9 protein-coding genes are annotated in these 12933 nt (G+C 71.2%); 6 read left to right on the forward strand and 3 right to left on the reverse strand.

What is annotated here, in order from left to right; translation table 11 throughout:
• Nucleotides 1–15 precede the first annotated feature (15 nt).
• Both ACFQ7Q_RS11145 and ACFQ7Q_RS11150 read right to left on the reverse strand, forming a co-directional pair.
• Nucleotides 16–1419 carry a cation:dicarboxylate symporter family transporter gene (locus ACFQ7Q_RS11145; RefSeq protein ID WP_383552400.1) on the reverse strand — a complete coding sequence of 468 codons (1404 nt, stop codon included), beginning with the start codon at nucleotides 1417–1419 and terminating at the stop codon, nucleotides 16–18.
• A 160-nt stretch (nucleotides 1420–1579) separates the two neighbouring features.
• Nucleotides 1580–3184, reverse strand: coding sequence for a peptide-N4-asparagine amidase (locus ACFQ7Q_RS11150; protein ID WP_383552403.1), 1605 nt, complete (start codon nucleotides 3182–3184; stop codon nucleotides 1580–1582).
• A gap of 167 nt (nucleotides 3185–3351) precedes the next feature.
• Here ACFQ7Q_RS11150 and ACFQ7Q_RS11155 point away from each other — a divergent pair, with 167 nt between their 5' ends.
• A complete protein-coding gene (locus tag ACFQ7Q_RS11155) occupies nucleotides 3352–5187 on the forward strand; it encodes an ABC transporter transmembrane domain-containing protein (protein ID WP_383552406.1) in 1836 nt (611 codons plus the stop codon).
• Nucleotides 5184–6965, forward strand: a complete 1782-nt coding sequence (locus tag ACFQ7Q_RS11160; RefSeq protein ID WP_383552409.1) for an ABC transporter ATP-binding protein — start codon at nucleotides 5184–5186, stop codon at nucleotides 6963–6965. The genes ACFQ7Q_RS11155 and ACFQ7Q_RS11160 overlap by 4 nt, the downstream gene beginning before the upstream one ends.
• A 130-nt stretch (nucleotides 6966–7095) precedes the next feature.
• On the opposite strand, the gene ACFQ7Q_RS11165 is transcribed toward ACFQ7Q_RS11160, so the two are convergent.
• Nucleotides 7096–7887, reverse strand: a complete 792-nt coding sequence (locus ACFQ7Q_RS11165) for a metal-dependent hydrolase (protein WP_383552412.1) — start codon at nucleotides 7885–7887, stop codon at nucleotides 7096–7098.
• Between the two features lie 71 nt (nucleotides 7888–7958).
• On the opposite strand from ACFQ7Q_RS11165, the gene ACFQ7Q_RS11170 reads away from it, so the two are divergent.
• The 4 genes from ACFQ7Q_RS11170 (at nucleotide 7959) to ACFQ7Q_RS11185 (ending at nucleotide 12922) form a co-directional block, all read left to right on the forward strand.
• Nucleotides 7959–10532, forward strand: a complete 2574-nt coding sequence (locus ACFQ7Q_RS11170; protein ID WP_383552415.1) for a DEAD/DEAH box helicase — start codon at nucleotides 7959–7961, stop codon at nucleotides 10530–10532.
• Between the two features lie 13 nt (nucleotides 10533–10545).
• A complete protein-coding gene (locus ACFQ7Q_RS11175; RefSeq protein WP_383552419.1) occupies nucleotides 10546–11409 on the forward strand; it encodes an acyl-CoA thioesterase in 864 nt (287 codons plus the stop codon).
• Nucleotides 11410–11458: 49 nt separating this feature from the next.
• Nucleotides 11459–11944: a glutathione peroxidase gene (locus tag ACFQ7Q_RS11180; RefSeq protein ID WP_383552422.1), complete on the forward strand. Its 486-nt coding sequence runs from the start codon at nucleotides 11459–11461 to the stop codon at nucleotides 11942–11944.
• Between the two features lie 189 nt (nucleotides 11945–12133).
• A complete protein-coding gene (locus tag ACFQ7Q_RS11185) occupies nucleotides 12134–12922 on the forward strand; it encodes a putative protein N(5)-glutamine methyltransferase (protein WP_383552425.1) in 789 nt (262 codons plus the stop codon).
• Nucleotides 12923–12933: the final 11 nt, after the last annotated feature.

A 12933-nucleotide genomic window follows, 5' to 3' on the forward strand; every position in this document is an offset into this window, starting at 1 on the left:
GGGCCCCGCGGTCGCTCAACTCGACGGCTGCCGAGCGGCTCGGGACTGCGCGGCGGCGTCCGCGGGCTCCTCGTCCGACACCGTCTCCTCAGCCTGTTCCGGTACGAAGGGGATCTCACCGTTCAGTACGGCCTTGGCCGTCACGCGGTCCAGTGCCCCCTCCCAGCGGGAGACCACGAACACGGCCACGCAGTTGCCGAGCAGGTTCGTGGCGACGCGCATCGCGTCCATGATCCGGTCGACGCCGAGCAGCAGGGCCACGGCCGCGACCGGGATGACGCCCAGGGCGGCGGCGGTCGCGGAGAGCGCGAGGAACGCCGAACCCGGCACGCCCGCCATGCCCTTGCTGGTGAGCATCAGGACGAGGACGACGGTGATCTGCTGACCGATGCTCAGGTCCACACCGACGGCCTGGGCGATGAAGAGCGTACCGACGGAGAGATAGATGGAGGCTCCGTCGAGGTTGAACGAGTAGCCCGTCGGCAGCACCAGCCCCACCGCGTCGTCGCGGCAACCGGCGGCGCGCAGTTTCTGCATCATGCGCGGCATCACGGTCTCGCTGGACGCGGTGCCCAGCGCGAGGAGCATCTCCTCGCGTGTGTAGCGGACGAACTTCCAGAGGCTGATCCCGGTGAGCGCCTTGAGGGCGAGCGCCAGGGCGAGCAGGAAGAGCAGCGCCACGCCGTAACAGACCGCGATGAGCTTGCCGTACGTGGAGAGGGCACCGAGCCCGTACTCGCCGACCAGGTGGGCCGTGGCACCGAAGACCGCGAGCGGGGCGAGCTTCATGATGAAACCGACGACGGCGAAGACGACTTCCTGGGCCTGCTCGATGGCGGGCAGGATCGCGGGCACCTTGCTCTGGCCGAGATGCAGCAGCGCTGCACCGACCAGGCAGGACAGGACGAGCACCTGGAGCAGCGAGTTCTCGGCGAAGGCTCCGACCGCGCTGTCGGGCAGCGAGTGCAGCAGGAACTCGGAGGTCGAGGGGAGTTCCCCGCCTCCGGTCTTGGCATCGACCGCGGAGGCGTCGAGGGTGGCCGGGTCGATGTTCATCCCGGTGCCGGGCCCGAGGAGGTTGGCGGCGAGCAGACCGAGGACGAGGGCGACGGTCGTGGCGACCTCGAACCAGATGAGGGCCTTGATCCCGATGCGGCCGAAGGCCTTGAGGTCTCCGGCCTTGGTGATGCCGGCGACGACCACGCAGAAGACGAGCGGGGCGATCATCGCCTTGATGAGGCGGATGAATCCGTCGCCGAGCGGCTGGGCGGCCGATGCGGCCTCGGGCCACAGCCGCCCGACGAGGATTCCGAGCAGGAGCGCGCAGGCGACCTGCGCGAAGAGCGAGGTGCGCAGCAGACGGGCTGCGCGGCGCGCGAGGGACGGCGCGGGCGGTGCTGGTGGGGCGGCGTGCGGCACGGGCACTCCTCCATAGCGGACTTCTGTCATGCGGAAAGAAACTTCCGCAGTGCGCGCCACTATGTCGGAGCCGTGTATTCCACAGAAGACCCGATGCAACATCCATGTAAATCTTGGACCTTGCTCCAAACCGGCTCGTCACCGGCCCCTTTCGCGCCCCTCAGCAGCGCAGACGGTCCTCCGTGAGGACCCCTTGCGCCGTCTTCACCGTGCGGTCGTAGCAGCCGTGAGAGCCATGGAGTCGGTAGCGGTCGGACGTCGTCCCGACCGCGTGCCGCTGATCGCGGGGCACACCGGTGGTGTAGGTGGCGTCGCCGGCGTAACTGTGGTCGAGGCGCGACCAGGAGAGCCGCTCGCCACCCCGTACGACCTCGGTGTGGACGCGGTCGCCGAGTGCCAGCACCGTCCTCAGGCGGTCGCCCGCGCCGATCGTCGTCTCGCCGTCCATGGTGTACGTGCGATGGGTGCGGGTCGTGGTGCGTCCGACGGTCACGGTCTCGTCGTCGGTCCACCGAGCGGTGAGCGCGTCCGGGTTCTCACCCTCGGCCCAGCGGTGCACGGAGGTGTGCGCGAGGGTCCGGGCGACCGTGGTGTCGACACGGCCGTGCGAGGTGTTCAGATGACCGGCGACGGTGAGCGCATGCCCGCCCTCCGTGTCCAGCCGGTGCTCCGAACCAGGCGTGTGCACCGTGGAGTTGCGCGGTGCGGACTCCTCGTACCGGTCGAGACCGCCGGTGACCACGGCGCGGCCCTCGTCCTGCCAGAGCAGGATGTTGGTGGGCGTGCTCCAGCCGGTCTGACCGGCGGGGACTCCCAGGACCGACACCTCGACCCGGTGGGCGCGGCCGTCGTTGAGGATGCCCGCGAAGGGGGTCAGGTCGTAGACGATCGGCTGGATGTCGAAGGCGCGCGGGCCGGGGGTGACGTACCAGAGGAAGGGATTCGACCAGCCGCCCGTCCACACCGTCGGGAAGGGGGCGGCGATGCCCGCGGTCCGTCCGTCGACGGAGACGCGGACCTCGCGGTACGGCCCGTCGGTCGCCTTGCAGGAGTACGGGGCCGCGTCGGGCACGGTCAGGTACCAGTACTCCTCGCAGCCGCCGCCCGAGCCGGTGGCGTACACCTCGGCGAGGATCCGTTCGGTGTTGCGCGGGGTGGTCAGGCCGGCGGAGTCGAGCGGCAGCACCCGTTCGGGGGTGTCCGCCGCGGGTTTCACAGCGCCTCGGGCCATGTGGAAGGTGAGCGTGACCCGGACGTCGATGACGCCGGTGTACGTCTCGTTCACGACATTGCCGATGAGCATCTCGACCGGCTGGGGACGGCCGAGGGTGTCGCGGTAGCGGGTGACGTCCTTCTCCACCGACCAACGGATGCCGTCGGGCGAGGGCTGCGGGGTGGAGGTGCGGAAGATCTCCACGCCGCCCACGGCGAGGTGGCCGAGGCGGTCGTACTGACGTCCCTTCACCTCTCCTTCGAGGCGCAGGACGACCTTGCTCCAGCGGGTGCCGCACTCCTTCGGAGGTGTGTAACTCCCCTTGTACGGCGTGAAGTCGCGGAACTGCGCCGCGGCGAGCAGGACCTCGCAGGAGCGGGTGGGAGGCTTGGCCACGGGTGGCGCGGCGGTGAGCGGGTCGTGCCAGTCGCTGCCGAACTCGGCCGGGGGCGGGTCGGCAGGAGCGGCCGCGGTGGCCGGGGGCGCGGTGAGCAGGGCGCCCGCGGCCAGGACGAGCCCACCGATCATGCTCATGATCTTCTGATGTCTCATGGCTCGCGAGTGAAGCGCGGGGCGTGCGAGGCGTCCAGAGGGCGTGGTGCGACCTTGGCGTGTTCTGTGTGCCTCTGCGAGAAATTCGATTGCCGCGGGTGGTCCGGCAGCGCGAACCTTGCACGGTTTGCGCCACTCGGCGAAGCGACGGGAAGCCCTGGGACGACATGAAGATTCGCGATCTACCGTATGCCGATCCAGGGATCCCCGATGTCCGTTCGGGCACCCGGTTCCTCTTCTGGCTCGGCCGCAACCAACTCGGCGGGCAGGTCGGCTCCCTCCTGTGGGGGTTGCTGCTGCAACTCGGCATCGCCGGTCTCTCCGTTGCCGTCGGCCTCGCCGTGCAGGCCGTCGTGGACCGTGACGGCGGGCGGCTCGCGCTCGCGGGTGGCCTGCTCGCCGTGCTGGGCGCGGCCATCGCGGTCGGCGACATGATGCTGCACCGCACCGCCGTCACCAACTGGATCACCGCCGCCGCGCGCGTCCAGCAGCTGCTCTCGCGCAAGACCGCCGAACTCGGCTCGGTCCTCACCCGGCGGGTCGCCGCGGGCGAGGTCGTGGCCGTCTCCACGTCCGACGTCGAGAAGATCGGCTGGTTCGTCGAGGCGCTGTCGCGCTTCGCCGCGGCCGCTCTCACGATGGTCCTGGTCTGCGTGGGCCTGGTGTTCTACCAGCCCGCGCTCGGTGGCCTGGTCGCCGTCGGTCTGCCGGTCCTCGCCCTCGCGGTGCTGCCGCTGCTCCCCCGTGCGACGCGTCGTGCCGACGTACAGCGCGAGAAGGCCGGCAGGGCCACCGAGCTGGCCTCGGACACCGTGGCCGGGCTGCGGGTGCTGCGTGGCATCGGCGGCGAGGAGCTGTTCCTCGCCCGCTACCGCACCGCTTCCCAGGAGGTCCGGCGCGCCGCCGTCCGCAGCGCCCGGATGTGGGCCCTGATCGCGGCCGTTCAGGTCCTGCTCCCGGGTCTGCTCCTGGTGGGCGTGCTCGCCTACGGGGCGAGGCTCGCGCTCGACGGGCGGATCGCGGTCGGCGAACTGGTCACCGTCTACGGTGCGGTGGCGCTGATGCTGCATCCTCTTCGCCACGTGGAAGAGATCGCCATGGCGTACTCCTTCTCCCGGCCCTCCGCCAAGCGCGCGGCCGGGGTGCTGTCACTGGCACGGACCACCACCACGACGGCGGAGGGACACGGCAGGGCGACCGGCGATCTGTACGACCCCGTCACCGGTCTGCTCGCCCCCGCCGGACTGCTCACCGCGGTGGTCTGCGGCGACCCGGACGCGGCCGGGCGGCTCGCGGACCGGCTCGGCGGCCACCCCACGGAAGCGGGCGAGGGGCACACCTCGGTCCTCCTCGGCGGGGTGCCGCTCGACGAACTGGACCTGGACACCGCCCGTACCGCCGTCCTCGTCCAGGACAAGGACCCGGTCCTGCTCTCCGGCACGCTCCACGAACTGCTCGACGTGCCCTCCTCCCGCGCGGTCCGGCCCGAGGACGCCCTGGCCGCGGCGGAGTGCGGGGACGTCCTGGACGCGCTCGCGCAGGCGTCCGTGGACACCGACGGCGACCCGATGAGGACGCGGATCACCGAGCGCGGCCGGTCGCTCTCCGGCGGCCAGCGCCAGCGCCTGGCGCTGGCCAGGTCCCTGGTCACCGACCCGGAGGTGCTCGTCCTCGACGAGCCGACCTCGGCGGTCGACTCGCACACCGAGGCGCGCGTCGCCGCCGGGGTGAGGGGGCTGCGCGAGGGCCGTACGACGGTGGTCCTGGCCTCCTCGCCACTGCTGCTCGACCGGGCCGACCGGGTGGCTCTCGTCCACGACGACGAGGTGGTGGCCGTCGGCACGCACCGCGAACTGCTGCGTACCGAGCCGCGCTACCGGGCCGTCGTCACCCGCGACACCGACGAAGAGGCGGCCCGCGACGACAGGGCCGGGGACGACCTGGCGAGGGAAGACACACTCGCATCGAAGCTCGGAGCAGAGCTGGAAGGAGAGTCGGCATGATCGGCCTGGCGCCACCGGCGTACGACCCGGCGGCCCCGACGTCGGCGACGACCCTGCCGGTGGGCACGGCCGCGACCGTGCGCGGCTATGTACGCGATCTGCTGAGCCGCCATCGCGGGGCGTTCGCGCTGCTCGTCGGCGTCAACGCGATCGCGGTGACGGCCTCGATGGTGGGCCCGTACCTGCTGGGCTCGCTCGTCGAGCGGCTCTCCGAGGGGGCCCGGGAACTCCATCTGGGAACCACCGTCGCCCTGTTCGCGCTCGCCCTGGTCGTCCAGACGCTGTTCGTGCGGCTGGTGCGGCTGCGCGGCGCGATGCTGGGCGAGGAGATGCTGGCCGACCTGCGCGAGGACTTCCTCGTACGGTCGGTCGGGCTCCCGCCGGGAGTGCTCGAGCGGGCCGGCACCGGCGACCTGCTGTCCCGGATCACCACGGACATCGACCGGCTGGCGAACGCGATGCGCGAGGCCGTCCCCCAACTCGCCGTCGGCGTGGTGTGGGCCGGTCTGCTGATCGGCGGGCTCGCCGTGACCGCGCCGCCGCTCGCGCTCGCCCTGGTGATCGCCGCGCCGCTGCTGATCGTGGGCTGCCGGTGGTACTTCAGGAGGGCGCCGTCGGCGTACCGCTCGGAGGCCGCCGGGTACGCGGCGGTCGCGGGGGCGCTCGCCGAGACCGTCGACGCGGGCCGGACGGTCGAGGCGCACCGCCTCGGCGCACGCCGGATCGCCCTCTCCGACCGGCGGATCGCCGAGTGGACCGCGTGGGAGAGGTACACGCTCTTCCTGCGGTCGGTGCTCTTCCCGGTCGTGAACCTCACGCACACCCTCGTCCTCGCCGGCGTCCTTATGCTCGGCGGCGTGTTCGTCCTGCGCGGCTGGATCGACGTCGGGCAGCTGACCACGGGCGCGCTGCTCGCCCAGATGCTGGTCGAACCGGTCGGGATCATCCTGCGCTGGTACGACGAGCTGCAGGTCGCCCAGGTGTCGCTGGCCCGGCTGGTCGGCGTCCGGGACATCGAGCCGGACGCGGGCGACGCGGAGGTGCGGCCCGAGGGCCGGACGGTGCGCGCGGACGAGGTGCACTTCGGCTACCGGGAGGGGGTCGACGTGCTGCACCGCGTGTCGATGGACCTCGCCCCGGGCACCCGGCTCGCCCTCGTCGGCCCGTCCGGCGCGGGCAAGTCGACGCTCGGCCGGCTCCTCGCGGGCATCTACGCCCCGCGGACCGGGTCGGTCACCCTCGGCTCCGCCGAGCTGGCGAGGATGCCGGCGGAGCGCGTGCGCGAGCATGTGGCCCTGGTCAACCAGGAGCACCACGTCTTCGTCGGCTCGCTCCGCGACAACCTGCTGCTCGCTCGCACGGGCGCCGAGGACGGGGAGCTGTGGGCGGCGCTCGGCGCGGTCGACGCGGACGGCTGGGCGCGGGCGCTCGACGAGGGCCTGGACACCGAGGTCGGCTCGGGCGGGCTCGCGCTCACCCCGGCCCAGGCCCAGCAGATCGCCCTGGCCCGCCTGGTCCTCGCGGACCCGCACACCCTGGTCCTCGACGAGGCGACCTCGCTCCTCGATCCGCGCGCGGCACGCCATCTGGAGCGCTCGCTGGCCCGGGTCCTGGACGGCCGCACGGTCGTCGCGATCGCCCATCGGCTGCACACCGCGCACGACGCGGATGTGATCGCGGTGGTCGAGGAGGGCCGGATCAGCGAACTGGGCAGCCACGACGAGCTGGTGACGGCGGACGGCGCGTACGCGGCGCTGTGGCGCTCCTGGCACGGCTGACCGCCGGGCGGCGCCTGGGCCGCCCCGTCCGGCCGGACCGTCCGCGCGGGGCGGTCCGGCCGGAGGGGATCCGCATGCTGAAGCGGCCGGTGCGCCCGCCCGGTGCGATGTCCTCCGATGGCCGTGAGCGCTAGAAGAAGCCGAGCGCCGAGGCCCCGCCCACCCCGCCGAGCAGCATGAACGCCGGCATCAGGACCTTCAGCTCGACCCAGCTGCCCGCGCGGAAGCGCATCCCCTTCGGCGGCCCGACCGGGTACCACCGCTTGCGCCCCACCGGGATCGGCCACAGGATCGGGCAGCCGGAGACCGTCAGCGCGTCGCCGATGTCGTGGACGAGGGCGCCGAGGACGATCGGCAGGCCCAGCCAGAGGTACTCCTGCCCGGGGCCGGTGAAGAGCCAGTCCGAGCCGTTGCCGGGCTTGTCGAGGACGCCCGCGAGGATCCAGGCACTCGTGGCACCGAGCAGCCAGACGAGGACGTCGCTGGACATCCGGGCGGCCCGCCACAGCAGGCCCTCCACCGCGAGCACCACATGGACGAAGAGGATCGCGAGGACCGCCCAGCGGCCCCCGGTGATGGCCAGCGCCGATGCTCCGGCGCCGATGAGCACGGCCCAGAGCCAGGTGTGGGTGAGGGTGCGGTGGCCGCCCGACCTTCGGGGGTCGGCGGTGGAGCGGGTGGCCTTGTAGACGGCGTACGAGAGCTTGTCGACGATCTCGCACAACCCCCGCGAGATCGGACCGAAGGCGCGCGAGATGGTCGCGGACTTGTGGTCCAGGTCGGGGGCGAGGGCCGCGCCCGCGCAGATGAGCGCCCCGACGACGACCACGGGCCAGGGCATCGGGTGCCCGGCGGCCGCCGCCGCCGCTCCGACGCCCAGCCAGGCCGCCGCTCCGGACAGCGAGTGCGCCGGTCCCATCATGATCGTTCCCGCCCCATTCGTCCCCCGCCGGCGCCCAGTTGACGACCGGTCGACAAGGCAGCGTATCGTCCGTGATCTTCGTACCGGTGGCCGGTTCCCTCATCCGGCCGGAATCCAGGCAAGATGGGGGCGTGACCCTTATCGATCAGCTCCCGCCGAACGCCGACCCCGACGCCCTCTTCGAGGCCTTCTCCTCATGGGCGGAGGGCCGCGGCATCACGCTCTACCCGGCCCAGGAAGAGGCGCTGATCGAGGTCGTCTCGGGTGCGAACGTGATCTTGTCGACCCCTACCGGCTCGGGGAAGTCGCTGGTCGCGGCGGGGGCGCACTTCACCGCGCTCGCGAATGACCAGGTGACCTTCTACACCGCGCCGATCAAGGCGCTGGTGTCGGAGAAGTTCTTCGACCTGTGCAAGCTGTTCGGCACCGAGAACGTCGGCATGCTGACCGGCGACGCGTCGGTGAACGCGGACGCGCCCATCATCTGCTGCACGGCCGAGGTGCTGGCGTCCATCGCGCTGCGGGACGGCAAGTACGCCGACATCGGTCAGGTCGTGATGGACGAGTTCCACTTCTACGCGGAGCAGGACCGCGGCTGGGCCTGGCAGATCCCGCTCCTGGAACTCCCCCAGGCACAGTTCGTGCTCATGTCGGCCACGCTCGGCGACGTGTCGATGTTCGAGAAGGACCTGACCCGGCGCACGGGCCGCCCGACCTCGGTGGTCCGGTCGGCGACGCGGCCGGTGCCGCTGTCGTACGAGTACCGGCTGACGCCGATCACGGACACCCTGACCGAGCTGCTGGAGACCAAGCAGGCCCCGGTCTACATCGTCCACTTCACGCAGGCGCAGGCCGTCGAGCGGGCACAGTCGCTGATGAGCATCAACATGTGCTCGCGCGAGGAGAAGGACAAGATCGCCGAGCTGATCGGCAACTTCCGCTTCACCACCAAGTTCGGCCAGAACCTGTCGCGTTACGTCCGCCACGGCATCGGCGTGCATCACGCGGGGATGCTGCCGAAGTACCGGCGCCTGGTGGAGAAGCTGGCGCAGGCGGGTCTGCTGAAGGTGATCTGCGGTACGGACACGCTCGGCGTCGGTGTCAACGTCCCCATCCGTACGGTGCTCTTCACGGCGCTGACGAAGTACGACGGCAACCGGGTGCGTACGCTGCGGGCGCGGGAGTTCCACCAGATCGCGGGCCGGGCCGGCCGGGCCGGCTTCGACACCGCCGGTTACGTGGTCGCCCAGGCACCCGAGCACGTCATCGAGAACGAGAAGGCGCTCGCCAAGGCCGGCGACGACCCGAAGAAGCGCCGCAAGGTGGTCCGCAAGAAGGCTCCGGAGGGCTTCGTCGCCTGGAGCGACACCACCTTCGAACGGCTCATCGACGCCGAGCCCGAGCCGCTGACCTCCCGCTTCAAGGTCACCAACATCATGCTGCTCTCGGTGATCGCCCGCCCGGGCAACGCGTTCGAGGCGATGCGCAAGCTCCTGGAGGACAACCACGAGCCGCGCAAGGCACAGCTGCGGCACATCCGCCGGGCCATCGCGATCTACCGCTCGCTCCTCGACGGCGGAGTGGTGGAACAGCTGGACAAGCCGGACGCCGAGGGCCGTACGATCCGGCTGACCGTCGACCTCCAGCAGGACTTCGCGCTCAACCAGCCGCTGTCGACGTTCGCGCTGGCCGCCTTCGACCTCCTCGACCCGGAGTCGCCGTCGTACGCCCTGGACATGGTGTCGGTCGTCGAGTCGACCCTCGACGACCCGCGCCAGATCCTGGCCGCGATGCAGAACAAGGCGCGCGGCGAGGCGGTCGGGCGGATGAAGGCGGACGGCGTCGAGTACGAGGAGCGCATGGAGCGGCTCCAGGAGATCTCGTACCCGAAGCCGCTGGAGGAGCTGCTCTGGCATGCGTACGACGTGTACCGGAAGTCCCACCCGTGGGTGGGTGACCACCCGGTCTCGCCGAAGTCGGTCATCCGTGACATGTACGAACGGGCGCTGACCTTCACGGAGTTCACGTCCTGGTACGAGCTGGCGCGGACCGAGGGCATCGTGCTGCGCTATCTCGCGAGCGCGTACAAGGCGCTGGACCACACGATCCCGGACGATCTGAAGACCGAGGACCTGGAGGACCTGATCGCCTGGCTGGGCGAGATGGTGCGCCAGGTGGACTCCTCCCTGCTCGACGAGTGGGAGCAGCTGGCGAACCCCGAGGTCGAGACGGCCGAGGAGGCGCAGGAGAAGGCCGACCAGGTCAAGCCGGTCACGGCCAACGCCCGCGCCTTCCGGGTCCTGGTGCGCAACGCGATGTTCCGCCGGGTGGAGCTGGCTGCCTTGGACAACGTGGACGCGCTCGGCGAGATGGACGCCGAGTCCGGCTGGGACGCGGACGCCTGGGGCGAGGCGATGGACGCGTACTGGGACGAGTACGAGGACCTGGGGACGGGTCCGGACGCACGCGGCCCGAAGCTCCTGTCGATCGAGGAGGACGCGGCGCACGGCCTGTGGCGCGTCCGGCAGACCTTCGCCGACCCGAACGGCGACCATGACTGGGGCATCAGCGCGGAGGTGGATCTGGCCGCCTCCGACGAGGCGGGCCGGGCGATCGTCCGTGTGACGTCCGTGGGACAGCTCTAAGGAGAAGAAGACGGTGACCAACCCCGCCGAGAGCCTCGTCGACCTGCTCGATCTGGAGCAGATCGAGGACAACATCTTCCGTGGCCAGAGCCCGCAGGAGTCGCTGCAGCGGGTCTTCGGCGGGCAGGTCGCCGGGCAGGCCCTGGTGGCGGCCGGGCGCACGACGGAGGCCGGCCGGCCGGTGCACTCGCTGCACTCCTACTTCCTGCGGCCCGGTCGGCCGGGCGTGCCCATCGTCTACCAGGTGGAGCGGGTCCGTGACGGGCGCTCGTTCACGACCCGCCGGGTCACCGCGATCCAGCAGGGCCGCACGATCTTCAACCTGACGGCCTCCTTCCACCTGCCGGAGGAGGCCGGCTTCGAGCACCAGCTGCCGCCGCGGCACATGACGGATCCGGAGACGCTGCCGAGGCTCGCGGACGAGATCCGTGACCACCTGGGCACGCTGCCGGAGGCCCTGGAGCGGATGGCCCGCCGTCAGCCCTTCGACATCCGGTACGTGGACCGGTTGCGCTGGACGAAGGACGAGGTCACCGGTGCGGACCCGCGCAGCGCGGTGTGGATGCGCGCGGTGGGTCCGCTCGGCGACGACCCGCTGGTGCACACCTGCGCGCTGACCTACGCCTCCGACATGACGCTCCTGGACGCGGTACGGATCCCCGTGGAGCCGCTGTGGGGCCCGCGGGGCTTCGACATGGCCTCGCTGGACCACGCGATGTGGTTCCACCGTCCCTTCCGCGCGGACGAGTGGTTCCTGTACGACCAGGAGTCCCCGATCGCCACGGGCGGCCGCGGCCTGGCCCGCGGCCGGATCTACGACCGCGAGGGAAGGCTGCTGGTGTCGGTGGTGCAGGAGGGACTGTTCCGGAAGCTGTAGCCGGGGATCGTATGGTGATCGCACCCCCAGTCTCGAAGAGGAGCTACCCATGAGTGTGTACGACATCCCCCTGCGCACCCTGTCCGGCGACCCGATCTCGCTGGCCGACTACCGCGACCAGGCCGTCCTGGTCGTCAACGTGGCCTCCAAGTGCGGTCTGACGCCGCAGTACGCGGGCCTGGAGCGGCTGCAGAAGGAGTACGGGGAGAAGGGCTTCACCGTGCTCGGTGTGCCCTGCAACCAGTTCCTGGGGCAGGAGCCGGGCAGCGCGGAGGAGATCCAGACCTTCTGCTCGACGTCGTACGGCGTGACGTTCCCGCTCCTGGAGAAGACGGATGTGAACGGCGAGGAGCGTCACCCGCTCTACGCGGAGCTGACGAAGGTCGCCGACTCCGAGGGCGAGTCCGGGGACGTCCAGTGGAACTTCGAGAAGTTCCTCGTCGGCAAGGACGGGCGGATCACCCGTTTCCGCCCGCGTACCGAGCCCGAGGCCCCCGAGGTCGTCGCGGCGATCGAGGCGCAGCTGACCGCCTGAGCCGACGGCTCCGCAGGATGATCCACACGGTGCCGATCATGTAATGTGTCCGGTTCCAGCAGTTCCGTGGACGACCGAGGAGGTGGGACCCATCAACGCCATGCAGGCAGGGTGCTCCCCCTCGACGACCGTGTGGTCAGCCCGACAGAGGTGACCACGGGAGCCCCTTCGGCTTCCCGGAAGGTTTCCATGTCGATCGACCCGTCCTTCTCCCTTCGCTCCACCACCGTCTCCCGACTCCGCGCCGCAGGCTGCGTGTTCGCCGAGGACGAGGCGGAGCTTCTCTTCTCCACCGCTCACAGCGCCGGCGAACTCGACACCATGGTCGAGCGGCGCGCCGCCGGTCTGCCCATCGAGCACGTCGTGGGATGGGCGGCCTTCTCCGGGCTGCGGATCTCCGTCGATCCCGGGGTCTTCGTCCCTCGGCGGCGCACCGAGTTCCTCGTCGAGCACGCCGTGGGCCTGGCCGGGCCCGGGGCGCTGTGCGTCGATCTGTGCTGCGGCTCCGGCGCGGCGGGGGCCGTACTGCTCTCGGCCGTGGAGGGCGCCGAGGTGTACGCCTCGGACATCGAGGCTTCTGCCGTGCGCTGCGCACGTCGCAACGTCGAGCCGCGCGGTGGCAGGGTCTTCGAAGGCGATCTGTTCGCCCCGCTGCCGCGTGCGCTGCGCGGCAGGGTCGAGGTGCTGGTCGCCAACGTGCCGTACGTACCGACCGACGAGGTGGGCCTGCTGCCGCCCGAGGCGCGCGAGCACGAGCCGCTGGTCGCGCTCGACGGCGGCTCGGACGGCCTCGACGTACTGCGCAGGGTGGCGGCCGAGGCCGCCGACTGGCTGGCGCCGGGCGGGCACCTGCTGGTCGAGACGAGCGAGCGTCAGGCCGGCCACGCCGTGGAGACGCTCACCGGGCACGGCCTGACGCCGCGACTGGTCACCTCGGACGAGCTGTACGCGACGGTCGTCGTCGCGACGCGCCACTGACGCGCGGTGTC

It is taken from the genome of Streptomyces sp. NPDC056527 (assembly GCF_042794475.1).
Lineage (GTDB): Bacteria > Actinomycetota > Actinomycetes > Streptomycetales > Streptomycetaceae > Streptomyces.